This is a genomic window from Kytococcus aerolatus, assembly GCF_900187395.1.
Classification (GTDB): Bacteria; Actinomycetota; Actinomycetes; order Actinomycetales; family Dermatophilaceae; genus Kytococcus; species Kytococcus aerolatus.
The window spans coordinates 108,693-126,176 of the sequence record NZ_FYEZ01000001.1; the positions used below are offsets into that span (position 1 = coordinate 108,693).

The 17,484-nt window shown below is 71.0% G+C and carries 18 protein-coding genes; 11 read left to right on the plus strand and 7 right to left on the minus strand.

The features are described from left to right. Positions 1-7: 7 nt before the first annotated feature. The 3 genes from CFT82_RS00465 to CFT82_RS00475 all read right to left on the minus strand — a co-directional run bounded on the left by CFT82_RS00465 (position 8) and on the right by CFT82_RS00475 (position 2,524). Complete coding sequence (locus CFT82_RS00465; RefSeq protein WP_234994205.1) at positions 8-946, minus strand: COX15/CtaA family protein; 939 nt, start codon at positions 944-946, stop codon at positions 8-10. 85 nt (positions 947-1,031) lie between these two features. After that, entirely contained in the window at positions 1,032-1,802 is a 771-nt protein-coding gene (locus CFT82_RS00470) for an ABC transporter permease (protein WP_088817152.1), read from the minus strand. Further along, positions 1,799-2,524 carry an ABC transporter ATP-binding protein gene (locus CFT82_RS00475; protein ID WP_234994206.1) on the minus strand — a complete coding sequence of 242 codons (726 nt, stop codon included), beginning with the start codon at positions 2,522-2,524 and terminating at the stop codon, positions 1,799-1,801. Before CFT82_RS00475 ends, CFT82_RS00470 begins: the two co-directional genes overlap by 4 nt. A gap of 109 nt (positions 2,525-2,633) precedes the next feature. On the opposite strand from CFT82_RS00475, the gene CFT82_RS00480 reads away from it, so the two are divergent. Genes CFT82_RS00480 through CFT82_RS00515 form a run of 8 tightly spaced genes read left to right on the plus strand, consistent with a single transcriptional unit; the run spans position 2,634 to position 9,372 of the window. Further along, positions 2,634-3,362 carry a helix-turn-helix transcriptional regulator gene (locus tag CFT82_RS00480; RefSeq protein WP_088817154.1) on the plus strand — a complete coding sequence of 243 codons (729 nt, stop codon included), beginning with the start codon at positions 2,634-2,636 and terminating at the stop codon, positions 3,360-3,362. Then, the gene (gene sufB / locus CFT82_RS00485) at positions 3,359-4,810 is read left to right on the plus strand and encodes a Fe-S cluster assembly protein SufB (RefSeq protein ID WP_088817155.1); all 1,452 of its coding nucleotides are present in this window, start codon (positions 3,359-3,361) and stop codon (positions 4,808-4,810) included. Before CFT82_RS00480 ends, sufB begins: the two co-directional genes overlap by 4 nt. Further along, positions 4,810-6,084, plus strand: a complete 1,275-nt coding sequence (gene sufD / locus CFT82_RS00490; protein WP_088817156.1) for a Fe-S cluster assembly protein SufD — start codon at positions 4,810-4,812, stop codon at positions 6,082-6,084. Before sufB ends, sufD begins: the two co-directional genes overlap by 1 nt. After that, a complete protein-coding gene (locus tag CFT82_RS00495; protein ID WP_088817157.1) occupies positions 6,084-6,440 on the plus strand; it encodes a non-heme iron oxygenase ferredoxin subunit in 357 nt (118 codons plus the stop codon). The genes sufD and CFT82_RS00495 overlap by 1 nt, the downstream gene beginning before the upstream one ends. Positions 6,441-6,498: 58 nt before the next feature. Next, positions 6,499-7,260 carry a Fe-S cluster assembly ATPase SufC gene (gene sufC / locus CFT82_RS00500; protein ID WP_088817158.1) on the plus strand — a complete coding sequence of 254 codons (762 nt, stop codon included), beginning with the start codon at positions 6,499-6,501 and terminating at the stop codon, positions 7,258-7,260. Positions 7,261-7,262: 2 nt separating this feature from the next. Further along, on the plus strand, positions 7,263-8,591 hold the full coding sequence (locus CFT82_RS00505; RefSeq protein WP_088817159.1) for an aminotransferase class V-fold PLP-dependent enzyme: 1,329 nt from the start codon (positions 7,263-7,265) through the stop codon (positions 8,589-8,591). Next, a complete protein-coding gene (gene sufU / locus CFT82_RS00510; protein ID WP_088817160.1) occupies positions 8,591-9,052 on the plus strand; it encodes a Fe-S cluster assembly sulfur transfer protein SufU in 462 nt (153 codons plus the stop codon). The genes CFT82_RS00505 and sufU overlap by 1 nt, the downstream gene beginning before the upstream one ends. After that, a complete protein-coding gene (locus CFT82_RS00515; RefSeq protein ID WP_088817161.1) occupies positions 9,049-9,372 on the plus strand; it encodes a metal-sulfur cluster assembly factor in 324 nt (107 codons plus the stop codon). Before sufU ends, CFT82_RS00515 begins: the two co-directional genes overlap by 4 nt. 64 nt (positions 9,373-9,436) lie before the next feature. On the opposite strand, the gene CFT82_RS00520 is transcribed toward CFT82_RS00515, so the two are convergent. Continuing rightward, positions 9,437-9,898 (minus strand): DoxX family protein, encoded by a 462-nt coding sequence (locus CFT82_RS00520; RefSeq protein WP_088817162.1) that lies wholly within the window; start codon positions 9,896-9,898, stop codon positions 9,437-9,439. Positions 9,899-9,981: 83 nt separating this feature from the next. Here CFT82_RS00520 and CFT82_RS00525 point away from each other — a divergent pair, with 83 nt between their 5' ends. Beyond that, a complete protein-coding gene (locus tag CFT82_RS00525; protein WP_088817163.1) occupies positions 9,982-10,545 on the plus strand; it encodes a TetR/AcrR family transcriptional regulator in 564 nt (187 codons plus the stop codon). A 4-nt stretch (positions 10,546-10,549) separates the two neighbouring features. Here CFT82_RS00525 and CFT82_RS00530 read toward each other — a convergent pair whose 3' ends face one another. Both CFT82_RS00530 and ypfJ read right to left on the minus strand, forming a co-directional pair. After that, positions 10,550-11,989 carry a dicarboxylate/amino acid:cation symporter gene (locus CFT82_RS00530; RefSeq protein ID WP_407656014.1) on the minus strand — a complete coding sequence of 480 codons (1,440 nt, stop codon included), beginning with the start codon at positions 11,987-11,989 and terminating at the stop codon, positions 10,550-10,552. A gap of 346 nt (positions 11,990-12,335) precedes the next feature. Then, positions 12,336-13,292, minus strand: a complete 957-nt coding sequence (gene ypfJ / locus CFT82_RS00535; RefSeq protein WP_088817164.1) for a KPN_02809 family neutral zinc metallopeptidase — start codon at positions 13,290-13,292, stop codon at positions 12,336-12,338. Between the two features lie 161 nt (positions 13,293-13,453). Between ypfJ and CFT82_RS00540 the strand changes: the two genes are divergently transcribed. Next, positions 13,454-14,983, plus strand: coding sequence for an OFA family MFS transporter (locus CFT82_RS00540; protein ID WP_088817165.1), 1,530 nt, complete (start codon positions 13,454-13,456; stop codon positions 14,981-14,983). Between the two features lie 94 nt (positions 14,984-15,077). Here the strand turns inward: CFT82_RS00540 and CFT82_RS00545 are convergent, their stop codons facing one another. Then, on the minus strand, positions 15,078-15,653 hold the full coding sequence (locus CFT82_RS00545; RefSeq protein ID WP_088817166.1) for a substrate-binding domain-containing protein: 576 nt from the start codon (positions 15,651-15,653) through the stop codon (positions 15,078-15,080). 232 nt (positions 15,654-15,885) lie between these two features. Here CFT82_RS00545 and CFT82_RS00550 point away from each other — a divergent pair, with 232 nt between their 5' ends. Continuing rightward, the gene (locus CFT82_RS00550; protein WP_088817167.1) at positions 15,886-17,484 is read left to right on the plus strand and encodes an ABC-F family ATP-binding cassette domain-containing protein; all 1,599 of its coding nucleotides are present in this window, start codon (positions 15,886-15,888) and stop codon (positions 17,482-17,484) included.

Here is a 17,484-nt window from a genome sequence, read left to right on the forward strand (position 1 = left end):
GGTTTCCTCACCGCCGGACGGAGAGCACCGCCCAGGTGAGGATCCACGCCATGAGGCTGGCGCCCAGCATGTGCAGCCACACCAGGGTCGCCGGCACCGCCAGGGCGTACTGCACGTACCCGATGAGGCCCTGCAGCACGGTCACCCCGAGCAGGGCCCACCAGATGCGTCGCGTCCGCTGGCTGACCTGGGGCAGCAGGTGCAGGGCCAGGAGCATCGCGGCCAGCAGGCCGCAGAAGAGCATCACCGAGTCGGCGTGCAGCCAGGACATGGTCTTCACGTCGAAGCCATAGCGGGCCGGTTCGTCGGCGTCGCCGGAGTGTGGACCGGAGCCGGTCACCAAGGTGCCCAGCAGCATCACCACGAACCCGAGGCCGGCCGTCAGGAAGGCCACCACGTTCACCGGGCGGGGGAGCGGCTCGGGGGTGACCTCGTCGACATCGCGGTCGAACCACAGGGCCGCCGCGGCCGCCGAGATGAGCACCATCGACACCAGCAGGTGGGCGCTCACGGTGACCGGGTGGAGGCTGGTGAGCACCGTGATCCCGCCGAGGACCGCCTGCACGACGACACCGGCCAGCACGATCCATGTCCACGGCAGGATGCGCGACTGGCGGCGCCCGCCCCGGCCGATGACCGCCAGGACCGTGAGCAGAGCGACGATGCCCACCACGCCGGTCAGGGTGCGGTTGCCGAACTCGATGTAGGGGTGGATGCCATCGGCCGGGGTGACCACCGGGGTGATCGAGCCGTCGTGGCACTCGGGCCACTTCGGGCAGCCCAGTCCGCTGCCGGTGAGGCGGACCAGCCCACCGGTGAGCACGATCCCGATCTCCACGACGAGGTTGGTCCACAGCAGCGGCCGGACCCACGGGGCCAAGAACCCGAGGCGTCGCTGCATCGGGGTGGAGGGGGTGCGGGGGGCCAGGGTTGCGTCGTCACTCACGGCGGGACATCCTACGCCGTGTCGTGGATGCTGGGACCGGCGCCGCGCGGAGGAGACGTCAGTCCGGCCGGCCGCGGGTGGGGGGTCAGTCCGACCAGCGGAAGACGCGGGTGGCGACGAGACCGCCGACCACCGCCCAAGCGGCCAGGACGCCACAGGCCACGAGGTCGAGGCGCCCCTGGGCCAGGGCCGCGCGCAGGCTGTCCCCGAGTGCCCCGGAGGGAGTCAGGCGCACCAGGCCGGCCCACGGCTCGCCGTAGCGCTCGGTGGGCAGCAGGCTGCCCAGTCCGAGGAAGACGATCCAGAGCAGGTTGGCCACCGCCAGCACGGCCTCGGCCCGGAGCCGCCCGCCGACCACCACGGCCAGCACGACGAAGACGACAGCGCCCAGGGCGCCCACGAGCAGGGCGGCCGGGAGCCCGACCAGCTCCGGGCGCCAGCCCAGTGCCAGCCCCACACCGCCGAGCACCAGGACCTGGAGCACGATCACCGCGGCCACGGCGAAGATCCGCCCCCACACCAGCCCCGAGGGGCCCAGGGGGGTGGTGCCGAAGAGGCGCAGCACCCCGTAGCGCCGGTCGAAGGCCAGCGAGATGGCCTGGCCGGTGAAGGCCGTGGACATGATGGCCAGGGCGAGGACGCCCGGGACGGCCAGGTCGATCCGCTCGCCCTCGCCGAGCGACGGGTAGGTCGTGAAGGCCAGACCCAGCAGCGCGATGAGCGGCAGCACGATGGAGACGAGCAGCTGCTCGCCGTTGCGCAGGAGCACCCCTGCCTCGTACCGGCCCTGGGCCAGCACACGGCGCAGCGGCGGGACCGGGGGAGTGGTGGGTGTCGTGGGGGTCGGGGTGCTCATGCCGTGGCCTCCCGGCGGGTCAGGTCGAAGAAGCGCTGCTCGAGGCCCTGCTCGCCGCCGACCTCGGCTGGGCTCCCCTCGACGAGGCAGCGCCCGGCGTCGATGACGGCCACCCGGTCGGCGAGGCGCTCGGCCTCCTCGAAGGAGTGGGTGGTGACGACCACCGCGGCGCCCTCCTGGGCGATGGTGCGCACGACCTGCCAGACGTCGAGTCGGCTGTGCGGGTCGAGGCCGGCGGTGGGCTCGTCGAGGAAGACCACCTCGGGGCGCCCGACGAGCGCGGCGGCCAGGGCCACGCGCTGCCGCTGCCCCCCGGAGAGGCGTCGGATGATGCGCTGGTCGTAGGCCTTGATCCCCAGGCGGAGCCAGAGGTCCTTCCACGGCCGCGGGTTCGGGTAGAGGCGGGAGAGGTGCTCCAGGAGCACCGAGGGGCGGACCCCGGTGGGCAGGCCGCCGTCCTGCAGGGCCACGCCCACGCGGGCGCGGTGCCCGGGCCCGGCCCGCCACGGGTCGGAGCCCAGGATGCGTACGGAGCCGGCGGCGGGTCGGAGGAGCCCCAGCGAGGTCTCGACCATGGTGGACTTGCCGGCCCCGTTCCGGCCGAGCACACAGGTCACCGCTCCCCGGGGGGCGGTGAGGCTCAGCTCTGCGAGGGCGGTGTGGCCGTCACGGACCACCTGCACGCCCTCCAGGACGACGGCGTCTGCAGGAGTGGTGGGCACGGGCGAAGGATACGCGGGCGGGGTCCGCGGGACCGGGGCGGGTTGTGACCGCTTAGGGCACCCTGAGTTGGGCCGGGAATACCAATTAGCACACACTGTTGTGGTGTTTATGACCATGCAGCCGAGGAGCACCCGTGAGCGGGTCCGTGCTGCCGTGTCCCAGGAGGGGCCGGTCACGGCCCGCGAGCTGGCCGAGGGCCTGGACCTCACCCCCGCCGCCGTGCGGCGGCACCTGGACGTGCTGGCTGCCGAGGGGGTCATCACCGAGCACGAGCACGACCCCGCCGGGCACCGCGGGCGTGGCCGACCGGCCCGCGCCTGGGTGCTCTCCGACGCCGGCCACACCACGCTGCCGACGGCTTACGACGGCATGGCCCTGGAGATCCTCGACTTCCTCCGCGAGACGCAGGGGGAGCAGGCGGTCCAGGAGTACGCCGAGCGCCGGGCCCGGACCCTGGCCGCCCGCCACGCCGAGCGCGTCTCCGCCGCCGGGGAGGACCCTCGGGACCGGGCGGAGGCGCTGGCCGACGCCCTCCGCGAGGACGGCTTCGCGGCCACTCTCCGCGAGGTCCCGCAGGCCGCCGGTGTCCAGCTCTGCCAGGGCCACTGCCCGGTCCAGCACGTCGCCGAGGAGTTCCCGGTGCTGTGCGACGCCGAGGCCGAGGCCTTCTCCGAGCTGCTCGGCGTGCACGTCCAGCGCCTGCAGACCCTGCCCGCCGGCGGGCACGTCTGCACCACCTTCGTCCCGGTCGGGACCGTCATCGCACCGCGGGACGGCACCGGACCGGGTGACCAGACCACCGAAACCCCCACCCAGAGCGAGGAGAGGTCACGATGACCACGACTGCCGATGGCACCCCCAGCGGTAGCTCCCACATCGAGGAGCTGAACCCGGGTCTGAAGGACCTGGGCCGTTACGAGTACGGCTGGCACGACGAGGACGAGGCCGGGCGCACCGCCCAGCGCGGCCTCAACGAGGCCGTGGTCGAGGACATCTCGGCCCGCAAGAGCGAGCCGGAGTGGATGCTGGAGACCCGCCGCAAGGCCCTCAAGCTGTTCGACCGCAAGCCCATGCCGCACTGGGGCTCGGACCTCTCGGACATCGACTTCCAGAACATCAAGTACTTCGTGAAGTCCACCGAGAAGCAGGCGACCTCCTGGGACGAGCTGCCCCAGGAGATCAAGGACACCTACGACAAGCTGGGCATCCCGGAGGCCGAGAAGCAGCGGCTCATCGCCGGTGTGGCTGCGCAGTACGAGTCCGAGGTCGTCTACCACCAGATCCGTGAGGACCTGGAGGAGAAGGGCGTCATCTTCGTCGACACCGACACCGCCCTGCGCGAGCACGAGGACCTCTTCCGCGAGCACTTCGCGACCGTCATCCCCACCGGTGACAACAAGTTCTCCGCGCTGAACACGGCCGTCTGGTCCGGTGGCTCCTTCATCTACGTGCCGCCGGGCGTCCACGTGGACATCCCGCTGCAGGCCTACTTCCGGATCAACACCGAGAACATGGGCCAGTTCGAGCGGACCCTGATCATCGCCGACGAGGGCTCCTACGTGCACTACGTCGAGGGCTGCACGGCGCCGATCTACCAGTCCGACTCGCTGCACAGCGCGGTCGTGGAGATCATCGTCAAGAAGAACGCCCGGGTGCGCTACACGACGATCCAGAACTGGTCGAACAACGTGTACAACCTGGTCACCAAGCGCGCCACCTGCGCCGAGGGCGCCACGATGGAGTGGATCGACGGCAACATCGGTTCCAAGGTGACCATGAAGTACCCGGCCGTCTTCCTCATGGGCGAGCACGCCAAGGGCGAGACCCTGTCGGTCGCCTTCGCCGGCGAGGGTCAGCACCAGGACGCCGGTTCGAAGATGGTCCACAACGCCCCGAACACCTCCAGCTCGATCGTCTCGAAGTCGGTCGCCCGGGGCGGCGGCCGCACCTCGTACCGCGGCCTGGTCCAGGTGGCCGAGGGTGCCTACAACTCGAAGTCGTCCGTGGTGTGCGACGCGCTGCTGGTCGACCAGATCAGCCGCTCCGACACCTACCCGTACGTCGACATCCGTGAGGACGACGTGCAGATGGGCCACGAGGCGACCGTCTCCAAGGTCTCCGAGGACCAGCTCTTCTACCTCATGTCCCGCGGGATGGCCGAGGAAGAGGCGATGGCGATGATCGTGCGCGGCTTCGTCGAGCCGATCGCCCGCGAGCTGCCCATGGAGTACGCCCTCGAGCTGAACCGCCTCATCGAGCTGCAGATGGAAGGAGCCGTCGGCTGATGCCGAGCGCCACGAACACCGAGAACGCCCCGTCGCTGCTGGCTGCCGCCGACGCCGCGGGCACCACGCACACCGATCCCGCCGCCCTGCTGAGCACCCCGGAGGCCGGCGAGTCGCGTGCGCACCGCCAGCGTTCCGCCGACCCGGCGGACTTCCACCGCCCCTCCGGGCGCGAGGAGGACTGGCGCTTCACCCCGCTGGACCGCCTCGGTTCCCTGCTGGACGTCCGGGAGACCGACACCAGCGGTGACCAGCCGGCCACCACCTGGGAGATCAGCGACGAGGAGTCCCTCGGCGAGCTGCTGGCTCCCGGGCAGGCCCCGCGCGGGACCGTCCTGGTTCCGGAGGACCGGGCCGCCGCCGTGGCCTCCGCCGGCTCCCAGCAGGCGCTCCACGTGCGGATCCCGGCCGAGGCCGAGCTCGACGCGCCCGTCGTGGTGCGCGTGCACGGCACCGGTGCCGGACGTCGCTCCAACGGGCACGTCGTCATCGAGGCCGAGCACCACGCCAAGGCCATGGTGATCCTCCACCACACCGGCTCCGCCGAGCACGGCGAGAACGTCGAGGTCGTCTCCGGCGACGGCTCGCAGCTCACCGTCGTCTCGCTGCAGGAGTGGGAGGACGACGCCGTCCACACCGGCCAGCACGAGGCCCGGATCGGTCGCGACGCCAGCTTCCGCCACATCGTGGTGACCCTGGGTGGTGACCTGGTGCGCCTCAACACCAAGGTGTCCTACGCCGGGCCGGGCGGCTCGGCGGAGCTCTTCGGCGTGTACTTCGCCGACGCGGGGCAGCACCAGGAGCACCGCATCTTCGTGGACCACGACGCCCCGCGCTGTTCCTCGGACGTCCTGTACAAGGGCGCCCTGCAGGGCGAGACCGCCCGCACCGTGTGGGTGGGTGACGTGCTCATCCGTGCCGAGGCCGAGGGCACCGACACCTACGAGATGAACCGGAACCTGGTCCTCACCGACGGCGCCCGCGCCGACTCGGTGCCGAACCTGGAGATCGAGACCGGCGAGATCGAGGGCGCCGGGCACGCGAGCACGACCGGTCGCTTCGACGACGAGCAGCTCTTCTACCTGCAGGCGCGGGGCATCCCCGAGGACGAGGCCCGCCGCCTCGTGGTCCGCGGCGTCTTCGCCGACATCGTCCAGCGCATCGGTGTGCCCGAGGTGACCAACCGGATCATGCGGGCGATCGAGGAGGAGCTGGGCTTCGTCCCGGCTACCGAGTCGTCCGAGGAGGCCGAGCCGAGCGAGGTCGAGGCCTGATGCACGACCCGACCGCGACCGGGGCCCTGCCCGTCGGTGGCCACGAGGAGTTCCTCGTGGGCGCCACGACGGACCTGCCCGAGGTGGGCGGGGCCGTCGTCGAGCTCGCCGGGCGCCGCATCGCGGTCGTCCGGGACTCGAAGGGCGAGATCCACGCGATCGACGACACGTGCACGCACGCCAACGTCTCCCTCGCCGAGGGGGAGGTGTCCGAGGACACCATCGAGTGCTGGCTGCACGGCTCGGAGTTCGAGCTGACCACGGGCAAGCCCCTGAGCCTGCCGGCCACCCAGCCGGTGAACGTCTACCCGGTGCGCGTCGACGGCACCTCCGTCTACGTGTCCGTGCCCGTCTGAGGCACGCACCGCACCACCCACCACCCCAGACTTCAAGCCTTCACGAGAGGACACCCACATGAGCACCCTGGAGATCCGCGACCTGCACGTCTCGGTCGCGACGGACGACGGCGAGGAGAAGGAGATCCTCAAGGGCGTCACGCTGACCCTCAACTCCGGTGAGACCCACGCGATCATGGGCCCGAACGGGTCCGGCAAGTCCACGCTGGCCTACTCGATCGCCGGTCACCCGAAGTACACCGTCACCTCCGGCACCATCACCCTCGACGGTGAGGACGTGCTGGCGATGAGCGTCGACGAGCGCGCCCGCGCCGGTCTCTTCCTGGCCATGCAGTACCCGGTCGAGGTGCCGGGCGTGACCGTCTCGAACTTCCTGCGCACCGCCAAGACCGCGGTCGACGGCGAGGCACCCAAGCTCCGCACCTGGGTGAAGGAGGTCAAGGGGGCGATGAACGACCTGCGCATGAAGCCGGAGTTCGCCGAGCGCGATGTGAACGCCGGGTTCTCCGGTGGTGAGAAGAAGCGTCACGAGATCCTCCAGATGGAGCTGCTCAAGCCGCGCTTCGCCGTGCTGGACGAGACCGACTCGGGCCTGGACGTGGACGCCCTGCGCATCGTCTCCGAGGGCGTCAACCGCGCCAAGGAGGCCAACGACACCGGCGTCCTGCTCATCACGCACTACACCCGCATCCTCAACTACATCAAGCCCGACTTCGTCCACGTGTTCGTGGACGGCAAGGTCGCCGAGGAGGGCGGCCCCGAGCTGGCCAACCAGCTGGAGGCCGAGGGCTACGACCGCTTCACCCAGGCGGCGGTCTGAGGGTGCCGGCTTTCACCACCGAGGAGCTGACCGGGCTGCGTGAGCAGTTCCCGGTCCTCTCCCGCACCGTGCGCGCCGACCGGCCGCTGGTCTACCTCGACTCCGGGGCGACCAGCCAGCAGCCGCAGCGGGTGCTGGACGCCGAGCGGGAGTACACGACGCACTCCCGCTCGGCGGTGCACCGCGGGGCGCACCAGCTCTCCGAGGAGGCCACCGACGCCTTCGAGCACGCCCGCCAGGTGGTGGCACGCTTCATCGGCGCCCCGCGGGTCGAGGAGGTGGTGTTCACGAAGAACGCCACCGAGGCGCTCAACCTCGTGGCCTACGCGTTCTCGAACGCCGGGGCGGCGGGGGCCATGGACGGGGCCGACCCGGCCGTGGCGGAGCGCTTCGCCCTTGGCCCGGGGGACCGGATCGTGGTCACCGAGGCCGAGCACCACGCCAACCTGGTGCCCTGGCAGGAGCTGGCCCGCCGGACCGGTGCCGAGCTGCGCTGGCTGCCGGTCACCCCGGAGGGCCGCGTGGACACCACGGAGCTCGCGACGATCGTCGACGAGAGCACCAAGGTGCTGGCCTTCACGCACGTCTCAAATGTCACCGGTGCGGTAACCGACGTGCCGGCCCTCGTGGCGCGGGCCAGGGAGGTCGGGGCGCTCACCGTGCTCGACGCGGCCCAGTCTGTGCCGCACCTGCCGGTGGACGTGGAGTCGCTCGGTGTGGACTTCCTGGCCTTCACGGGGCACAAGACGCTGGGTCCCTCGGGGATCGGCGTGCTCTGGGGCCGTTACGAGCTGCTCGCGGCCATGCCGCCCTTCATCACCGGTGGCTCGATGATCGAGCTGGTCCGCATGGAGGGGTCCACCTACGCCGCCCCGCCGGCGCGCTTCGAGGCCGGCGTGCCGATGACCTCGCAGGCCGTCGGCCTCGGCGCCGCGCTGGAGCTCCTCGAGGAGCTCGGCATGGAGCGGGTGGCCGCCCACGACCGGGAGCTCGTCCAGCACGCCCTGGACGGCCTGGCCCAGCGCCCCTGGGTGACCGTGATCGGACCGGCGTCCACCGGGGACGGCGCGGTCGCCGAGCGGGTGGGCTGCGTGTCCTTCACGGTCGACGGGGTGCACCCGCACGACGTCGGCCAAGTGCTCGACGACTCCGGCGTGGCGGTCCGTACCGGGCACCACTGCGCGTGGCCGCTCCACCGGGCGCTGCGCGTCCCGGCGACGACCCGTGCGAGCTTCTCGGTGTACACCACCCGGGAGGAGGTCGACGCCTTCCTCGAGGCGCTCGACCGCGTGCCCGGCATCTTCGGCCTCGACGTGGAGGGCAGCGCCTGATGGACATGTACCAGGAGATCATCCTCGACCACTCGAAGAACCCGCAGAACGCCGGGCTCCGCGAGCCCTTCGAGGCGGAGGTGCACCACGTGAACACCTCCTGCGGTGACGAGGTCACCGTGCGCGTGCACGTGGACCTCAGCACGACGCCGCCGACCATCGCCGACGTGTCCTACGACGCGATGGGCTGCAGCATCTCGACCGCCTCCACCTCGGTGATGACCGAGGAGACCATCGGCCACGACGCCGATGAGGTGGCCGGGACCCTGGCGGAGATGAAGAAGATGCTCACCTCGCGTGGCCAGCACGCCGGCGACGAGGAGCTCATCGGTGACGGCGTGGCCTTTGCCGGTGTCTCCCAGTACCCGGCGCGCGTGAAGTGTGCGCTGCTGGGCTGGACCGCCCTCACCGACGCCCTGGCCCGCACCGGGGTCGACATCACGAACGGAGAGAACGCATGAGCGAGAACGCGAACGCCACCCAGGAGGACGTGACCGAGGCCCTCCGCGACGTCGTGGACCCCGAGCTCGGGATCAACGTCGTGGACCTCGGCCTGGTCTATGGCACCACCGTCGAGGAGGACGGCCGCGCCGTCATCGACATGACCCTCACCTCGCCGGCCTGCCCGCTGACGGACGTCATCGAGGACCAGGTCGCCGGCTCCCTGGAGGGCCTGGTCACCGGCCACGTCATCAACTGGGTCTGGATGCCGCCGTGGGGTCCGGACAAGATCACCGAGGACGGCCGCGAACAGCTGCGCGCCCTGGGCTTCAACATCTGAGCCACCGCGAGCACGCACGGAGGGCCGGACCCGATCGGGGTCCGGCCCTCCTCTGCGGCCGGGGTCACAGGCCATCGACGGCGACGACGAGGGCGGCGACGAGGTACACGGCCTGCAGCACCGAGCGGCGGAGCAGAGGAGTGGCCGGGGCCTCAGGTCCGGCGTGTCCTCGGGCGGCGTGCAGGTTGGCCGGGAAGACGGCCACAAGGAACACAGCCACCCCCGCCGCGATCCAGGAGCGGACCACGGGCTCGCCCACGGTGGTGACCAGCCCCGCCGCGGCCGCCAGCTCGAGCAGGCCGGTGGCGGTGACGACCAGGTGTGGGGCAGGAACCCACGGGGGCACCATGGCGATCAGGCCGCGGCGGCGCGGGCGGGGCACGAAGTGCGCTGAGCCGGTGAGCAGGAGCATCACAGCCAGTCCGATAGCGAGGCGGGCCGTCCACGGTTCCAGCAGTTCGACCCCGAGGGCGGCGGCGACAGCGGCCGCTCCGGTGCCGAGGAGCAGTGCGATGAGCGGTGCCATGAGTCCCCCTGTAGCTGGTCACTGTCAAGATCAACCGTACCGCAGAATCTGGACAGTGCCCAGATTCTGCGTAGGCTCAGGGCATGAGCACCGGATACCACCACGGGGACCTGCGCCGAGTCATGCTCCGGGCCGCCGCGGAGACAGTGGCCACCGAGGGCGTCGATGCGCTCTCGCTGCGGGATCTCGCGCGGCGTGCCGGGGTCTCCCACAGCGCTCCGGCGCACCACTTCGCTCACCGGCGGGGTCTCCTGACCGCACTGGCCACCGAGGGACATGACGCCTTGGCGGATCGGCTCGTGGCCGTGGAGGGTGAGGGCTTTGAGCACGTCGCGGTGGCCTACGTGCGCTTCGCGCTGGACCAGCGCGGGCACTACGCGGTCATGCACCGCGCGGACCTCCTGGACGAGGACAACTGTGCGCTCCAGGAGGCCCGTGCCGCCTCCACGAACCCGCTGAGGCGTGGTGTCGCCGGGCTCCTGCCCTGTCAGCGGGGGGAGCTCTCGCACGACGAGGCCGCCTTGGCGGCTTGGGCCCTCGTGCACGGCATCGCCGGCCTCGCCCTGGACGGACGGACCGGCGATGCGGGGGAGGTGGAGCGGTTCGCGCTCCGGTGTGCGCGGCAGTTGTTCCGTGCTGCCGACTGACTGATCAGGCAGTGGCGCCCTGCACCTCGCGCTCGGTGGCGGGCTCGCGGCCGTCCGCCTCGGCCTGGGTGACCGACTCATCGGCGTAGGGGAGCTCGCCGCGCTCGGCCTCGTAGAGCCCGCGGTCGAGGATCCCCTCACGGTGCGAGACGACGGTGGGAACCAGCGTCTGCCCGGCGACGTTCACCGCGGTGCGGCCCATGTCGACGATCGGGTCGACGGCCAGCAGGAGGCCGACGCCCTCCAGTGGCAGGCCCAGCGTGCTCAGCGTCAGCGTGAGCATCACCAGCGCACCGGTCAGGCCCGCGGTGGCGGCCGAGCCGAGCACCGAGACCACGACGATGAGCAGGTAGTCGGTGAGCCCGAGCTGCAGGTCGAAGAACTGGGCCACGAAGATCGCCGCCACGGCCGGGTAGATCGCGGCGCAGCCGTCCATCTTGGTGGTGGCGCCGAAGGGGATCGCGAACGAGGCGTAGCCGGAGGGTACGCCGAGGTTCCGCTCGGTCACCCGCTGCGTGAGCGGCATGGTGCCCAGCGAGGAGCGCGAGACGAAGGCCAGCTGGATGGCCGGCCAGGCCCCGGAGAACCACTGCTTCACCGAGAGGCCGTGGGCCAGCAGGATCGCCGGGTAGAGGGCGAAGAGCACCAGGGCCAGGCCCAGGTAGATCGTCAGGACGAAGATGCCCAGCGAGCCCATCGTGTCCCAGCCGTAGGTGGCCACGGCGCGGCCGATGAGACCCGCCGTGCCGATGGGGGCCAGGAGGATGACCCACCACAGGACCTTCTGGACGATCGCCAGCGCGGAGCGGGCGAAGGCCAGGAAGGGCTCGGCCTCGTGGCCCACCTTCAGCGCGGCGATGCCGACGGCGATGGCCATGACCACGATCTGCAGGGCGTTGAACCCGAAGGAGATCTCACCGCCCTCACCGGCCGAACCGGCGAGGCCGAGGAAGTTGGTCGGCACCAGGCCGGTGAGGAAGTCGAGCCAGGAGCCGCTGGCGTCGGGGGCCTGCGCGGCCTTCTCGGACACGCTGGAGTGCTCGCCGGGGCGCGTCACCAGGGCCAGGACGATGCCGATCACCACGGAGACCAGGGCGGTGATGGCGAACCAGATGAGGGTCTGACCGACCAGGCGGGCGGCGTTGCCGAGCTCGCGCAGGTTGGCGATGGAGGCGACGACCGCGAGGAAGATCAGCGGCGGCACGAGCGTCTTGAGCAGGGTCACGAAGGTGGTGCCCACGATGGTGAGCGTCTCGGTGAGCCAGTTGGGGTTCTCCTCGGTGCCGCCCAGCTGGCGGGCGAGGGCGCCCAAGGCGATGCCGACGGCCAGACCGAGCAGGATCTGCATGCCGAAGGAGGGCAGTGGCAGGCGGCGGCGGGGTGCGGCCGGCTGCTGGGGGGACGGGGGTTCGGGGCTGGGGGAGTGCGTGGACGTGGCGGACACGGGTGTTCCTCTCGGGGACGGGCCCACGGAGGCGTCTCCTCCGGGAGTGCCGGGGGAGAGACGGTGCGTGGGGCGGGTGCTGTTCAGACGGAGCGGCGGGGTGACCGGGTGCTCAACATCGGAAGGCGGGGGAACGCCCGAGGTCCACGTGCAGGCGACGCGTGAGGACGACAGGCATGACCGAAGATTATTACCATGCCTACGCTGGCTATCTCGATCCCGGTGTGATCTTCCTCCCCCGTGCGCGGCGGCCCTGCAGCGGGTGCGTGTCGGCAGACGAAGAGGCCCCGCCGGCCGGTGCCGTTGGGGCCCCTTCGGGTGACCGCGTGTGGCGGTCGGGCAGGACTCAGAGGTTCTGCGAGCGGAAGGTGTCGCAGGACTTCGCGTTGCCGCCCTCGTAGCCGGCCATGAACCACTTCTGGCGCTGCTCGGAGGAGCCGTGCGTGAAGGAGTCCGGGTTGACGCCCCGCCCGGAGCGCTGCTGGATGTTGTCGTCACCCACGGCGGCAGCGGCCTCCAGGGCCTGGTTGATCTGCTCCTGGGTGACCTTCTGGATGAGCGTGTTGCCGTCGGCGTCCTGGGTGCTGTCGGCGTTCTTCACCCACACGCCGGCGAGGCAGTCGGCCATGAGCTCGACGCGCACGGCGCCGGACTCGGCACCCTGCGGGTCCTGCTGGGAGTACTGCAGGTAACCGAGGATGTTCTGCACGTGGTGGCCGTACTCGTGGGCCACGATGTACATCTGCGCAAGGTTCTTCTCCTCGGGGTTCTCCACGCCGAACTTGTCGAGCTCGGAGAAGAAGGCCGGGTCGATGAAGATCTTCTCGTCCACCGGGCAGTAGAACGGGCCGACCGCGTTCGAGGCGGTGCCGCACTGGCTCTGGGTCTGACCGGAGTAGATGACCGTCGTGGACGGGCGGTACTCCTTGCTGGGGTTGATGCTCTTCGGGAGCGCCTCCTCCCAGTAGTCCTGGACCGAGTTCACCGTGCCGATGACGCGGCAGTCGGTGTGCTCGTTGGCGTCCGCACCGGTCTGGCAGTGGGAGAAGTCACCCTCGCCGTTGCCGAACTCGCCGGTGTCGCCCGCGGCCTCGTAGCCGCTACCGAAGCTCCACGGGTCCTGCTGCTGGCCGCCGCCACCACCGGTCAGCATGTCGCCGCCGCCGAACATGTACACGAGCAGCAGGAGCAGGAGGCCACCCAGGCCACCGCCACCCACGGCGGCGCCGCGGCCCATGCCGCCGCCACCGCGGCCGCTGGAGACCTGCGAGGTGTCCAGGCGTGCATTGTCATTGAAGGTCATGGTGTGCTCAGGTCCTCACGGGGAGTCGGGCAGAGAGGGTACTTGGCAGAGTACATCTCGGCATCGATCCGTCGTGTCCGCCGACCTGCTGGTCCGTGGCGTGTCATGCTGCGCACCTCCGCACCCTTCAGGCCCCTCACATCCTTCACGCAGGAGATCCCATGGCATTCCTCGGCAAGGCCGAATCCGTCGCCCCTCCGGGCTACAGCAAGTGGCTCATCCCCCCGGCCGCTCTCGCGGTGCACCTGGCCATCGGCCAGGTCTACGGCTTCTCGGTCTTCAAGACCTCCCTCGTGGAGCGCTTCGGCTCCAGCCAGACCGCCATCGCGTGGATCTTCTCCCTGGCCATCGTCGTCCTCGGCCTCTCGGCCGCGCTCTTCGGCACCTGGGTCGAGAAGAACGGCCCCCGCCGGGCCATGTTCGTCGCCACCCTCTGCTGGGTCACCGGCTTCGTCGTGGGCGCCCTCGGCATCGCCACCAACCAGCTGTGGCTGCTCTACCTGGGCTACGGCGTGATCGGTGGCATCGGACTGGGCATCGGTTACATCTCGCCGGTGTCCACGCTCATGAAGTGGTTCCCGGACCGACCGGGCCTGGCCACCGGCATGGCCATCATGGGCTTCGGGGGTGGCGCCCTGTTCGCCTCGCCGCTGTCGAACCGCCTCATGGCCGCCTACGACTCGAGCTTCGACCCGACCACCAAGGGTGCCGTGGCCAGTGCCGACGCCCTGTGGATGACCTTCCTCACCCTCGGTGCGATCTACCTCTTCCTCATGCTCGTCGGTGTGGCCCTCATGCGCCTGCCGCAGGGCCACGGCTCCGACGAGGGTGCCGCGCACTCCCCGGCCAAGAACGGTGTGCAGGTGCGCGCCGCGACCGCCATCCGCACCCCGCAGTTCTGGCTGCTGTGGACGATCCTGTTCTGCAACGTGACCGCCGGCATCGGCATCCTGGAGCAGGCGGCTCCGATGATCCAGGACTTCTTCCGTGAGAACGACGGCCTCTCGAGCGTGACTGCCGCGGCCGCCGGTGGATTCGTGGGTGTGCTCTCGCTGGCCAACATGGCCGGACGCTTCGCCTGGTCCACCCTGTCCGACTCCATCGGCCGCAAGCCGATCTACACGATCTACCTCGGTGTCGGCCTGGCCGCCTACGCCCTGCTGGCCACCATCGGCCAGAGCTCCACCGTGGTGTTCGTGGGCCTGGCCCTGGTCATCCTCTCCTTCTACGGCGGTGGATTCGCGACCATCCCGGCCTATCTCAAGGACCTCTTCGGCACCCTCGAGGTCGGCGCCATCCACGGTCGTCTGCTCACCGCCTGGGCGGCGGCCGGCGTGGCCGGGCCGCTGATCATCAACACCGTGCTCGACGCCGCCGGTGAGCCGGGCACGATGACCGCCGGCGACTACCGCCCGGCGCTGTTCACGATGGTCGGTGTGTTGGCCGTCGGGTTCATCGCCAACCTCCTGGTGCGCCCGGTGGCCGAGCGCCACTCGGACCACGAGGCCGCCCGTGCCGCGGCGCAGAAGGTCGCCGAGAACGAGGCCGCCCTGCGTGACGGCTCCATGGCGGCCGCGCGCGGCACCACCTCGCCGGTGCTCATCGTGCTCGCCTGGGCCTGCGTCGTGGGTCCGCTGGCCTACGGCCTGTGGGTGACCCTGGAGAAGGCGAGCAAGCTCTTCATCGGCTGACCCAGCGCCGGCGGCCGCGAGCCACCGGCAGCAGCGGGGCGGGTCGGACCTTCGGGTCCGGCCCGCCCCGTCGTCGCCGGGGGGGGGAGGGGGCTCAGGCCCAGCGGAGCCGGTCCAGCAGCATCGCCAGCGGCTCGGGCACCTCGTCCTTCGCCAGTGCCCCGGCGAGGATCCCGGCGGCGCGCTCCTTGCGGCCCGAGGCGGCTCCGCAGAAGCGGTGGAGCTGCTCGGCGAGCGGGCGCTCGTCCCACGGCGCCTGGTTCTGGAGCGCCTCGAGCTTGCCGCCGAGGCCCGCGTCGACCAGCGCGTCGCGCGCCCGCTCGGGGCCCAACGCCCGGAGGAGCTCGTCCTCGAGATCGGAGGAGCAGACGAAGAAGCCGTACATCGGCAGATCGGTGGCGTCCTGGACCGGGAGGCCGTCGGCGGTGAGGGCCTTCACCGCAGCGTGCGCCTCGTTCTGGTCCACCAGGCCGACCACGTCCACGTCGCCCCGCAGGAGCCGGATCTCCTGGAGCACCCGTCCGACGTTCGTCGCGCCGTCGAGGCTCACGAGCTGGACGGGGGAGGGGTCGATGCCCTGGGAGTCCATGAGGGTCCGGACGGCGGCGACGTCGCTCACCCCCTCGAGCAGGCAGACGGTACGGGCGTCGGAGGCGGTGAGGTCGACCATGGGACGCAGCCTAGGCAGGCCGGGCACCCGCAGCACCAGGGGCAACCGGTGGCTCCCGGTACACCCCTTGCAGATGAGATGCGGACCGGCGCGCAACTCGGTGGTTGGCGGCGTGGGCCACCCGTAGACTGAGGTGCTGCCGACCCCGGGTGCCCAGAGCGGTGCCCACGGTCGGCCCTCCGCTCCAGCACACCGTTCCTGCGGAGCGCCCCCGAACCCAGGAGTACCCCACGTGATCACCGTCGACGGCCTCGAGCTGCGAGCCGGCCCCCGCCTGCTCCTCGAGCCCACCTCGTTCCGCGTGCAGGCCGGTGACCGCATCGGCCTGGTGGGTCGCAACGGTGCCGGCAAGACCACGATGACCAAGGTGCTCGCCGGGGAAGGACTGCCCGCCGCCGGGTCGGTCCACTCCTCCAACCCGGTCGGCTACCTGCCGCAGGACCCCCGCACCGGCGACCTGCACGTCACCGGCCGGGAGCGCATCCTCTCCGCCCGCGGCCTGGGCGACATCGTCCGCCGGCGACAGAAGGCCGAGGAGGAGATGGGCTCCGACGACCCGGCCGTCCGCGACAAGGCGATGCGCCGCTACGAGCGCGCCACCAACGAGTTCGAGACCGCCGGCGGCTACACCGCCGAGTCCGAGGCGGCGACGATCGCCAGCGCCCTGGGCCTGGAGACGCGCATCCTCGACCAGCGCCTCGAGACCCTCTCCGGCGGGCAGCGCCGCCGCATCGAGCTGGCCCGCATCCTCTTCTCCGACGCCGAGACCCTCCTGCTCGACGAGCCCACCAACCACCTCGACGCCGACTCCATCGCCTGGCTGCGCGACCACCTCAAGAGCTACGCCGGCGGCCTCATCGTCATCAGTCACGACGTCGACCTCCTCGATGCGGTGGTGAACAAGGTCTTCCACCTGGACGCCAACCGCAGCCAGCTCGACCAGTACGCCCTGGGCTGGAAGGCCTATCTCAAGCAGCGCGAACTCGACGAGCACCGCCGAAAGCGGGAGCTGACGAACGCCACCAAGAAGGCCGAGGCGCTGCGCTCCCAGGCGGAGAAGATGCGGGCCAAGGCCACCAAGGCCACCGCCGCGCAGAACATGCTCAAGCGGGCCGACCGGATGCTCTCCGGGGTGGAGGGGGAGCGGCAGACCGACAAGGTGGCCGCCCTGCGCTTCCCCACCCCCGCGCCCTGTGGCAAGACGCCGCTCATGGCCTCCGGGCTCTCCCGCAGCTACGGCTCCCTGGAGATCTTCACCGATGTCGACCTCGCGATCGACCGCGGGTCCAAGGTGGTCGTCCTGGGCCTCAACGGTGCCGGCAAGACCACCCTGCTGCGCATGCTCGCCGGCGTCGACACCCCCGACACCGGCACCATCGAGCCCGGGCATGGCCTCAAGGTGGGCTACTACGCGCAGGAGCACGAGAACCTGGACACCGACCGGACGGTGCTGGAAAACATGAAGTCCAGCGCCCCGGAGCTCGACGAGACCGGCGTCCGGAAGGTGCTCGGCTCCTTCCTCTTCAGCGGCGACGACGTCGACAAGCCCGCCGGCGTGCTCTCCGGTGGCGAGAAGACCCGGCTGAGCCTGGCCATGCTCGTGGTCTCGGGGGCCAACGTGCTGCTCCTCGACGAGCCCACCAACAACCTCGACCCCGCCAGCCGGGCCGAGATCCTCGACGCCCTGGCGCACTACGAGGGCGCGGTGGTCCTGGTGAGCCACGACGAGGGGGCCGTGGAGGCGCTCAACCCCGAGCGGATCCTCCTGCTGCCCGACGGCATCGAGGACCTGTGGAACACCAGCTACCTGGAGCTCGTCACCCTCGCCTGA

Excerpts from the sequence above, each read along its gene's own strand:
- CFT82_RS00525 (WP_088817163.1), top strand. The coding sequence starts at position 9,982 with ATGAGCACCGGATACCACCACGGGGACCTGCGCCGAGTCATGCTCCGG.
- CFT82_RS00520 (WP_088817162.1), bottom strand. The coding sequence starts at position 9,898 with ATGGCACCGCTCATCGCACTGCTCCTCGGCACCGGAGCGGCCGCTGTC.
- sufU (WP_088817160.1), top strand. The coding sequence starts at position 8,591 with ATGGACATGTACCAGGAGATCATCCTCGACCACTCGAAGAACCCGCAG.
- CFT82_RS00470 (WP_088817152.1), bottom strand. The coding sequence starts at position 1,802 with ATGAGCACCCCGACCCCCACGACACCCACCACTCCCCCGGTCCCGCCG.
- sufC (WP_088817158.1), top strand. The coding sequence starts at position 6,499 with ATGAGCACCCTGGAGATCCGCGACCTGCACGTCTCGGTCGCGACGGAC.
- sufD (WP_088817156.1), top strand. The coding sequence starts at position 4,810 with ATGCCGAGCGCCACGAACACCGAGAACGCCCCGTCGCTGCTGGCTGCC.
- CFT82_RS00495 (WP_088817157.1), top strand. The coding sequence starts at position 6,084 with ATGCACGACCCGACCGCGACCGGGGCCCTGCCCGTCGGTGGCCACGAG.
- ypfJ (WP_088817164.1), bottom strand. The coding sequence starts at position 13,292 with ATGACCTTCAATGACAATGCACGCCTGGACACCTCGCAGGTCTCCAGC.
- sufB (WP_088817155.1), top strand. The coding sequence starts at position 3,359 with ATGACCACGACTGCCGATGGCACCCCCAGCGGTAGCTCCCACATCGAG.
- CFT82_RS00515 (WP_088817161.1), top strand. The coding sequence starts at position 9,049 with ATGAGCGAGAACGCGAACGCCACCCAGGAGGACGTGACCGAGGCCCTC.
- CFT82_RS00540 (WP_088817165.1), top strand. The coding sequence starts at position 13,454 with ATGGCATTCCTCGGCAAGGCCGAATCCGTCGCCCCTCCGGGCTACAGC.
- CFT82_RS00480 (WP_088817154.1), top strand. The coding sequence starts at position 2,634 with ATGACCATGCAGCCGAGGAGCACCCGTGAGCGGGTCCGTGCTGCCGTG.
- CFT82_RS00545 (WP_088817166.1), bottom strand. The coding sequence starts at position 15,653 with ATGGTCGACCTCACCGCCTCCGACGCCCGTACCGTCTGCCTGCTCGAG.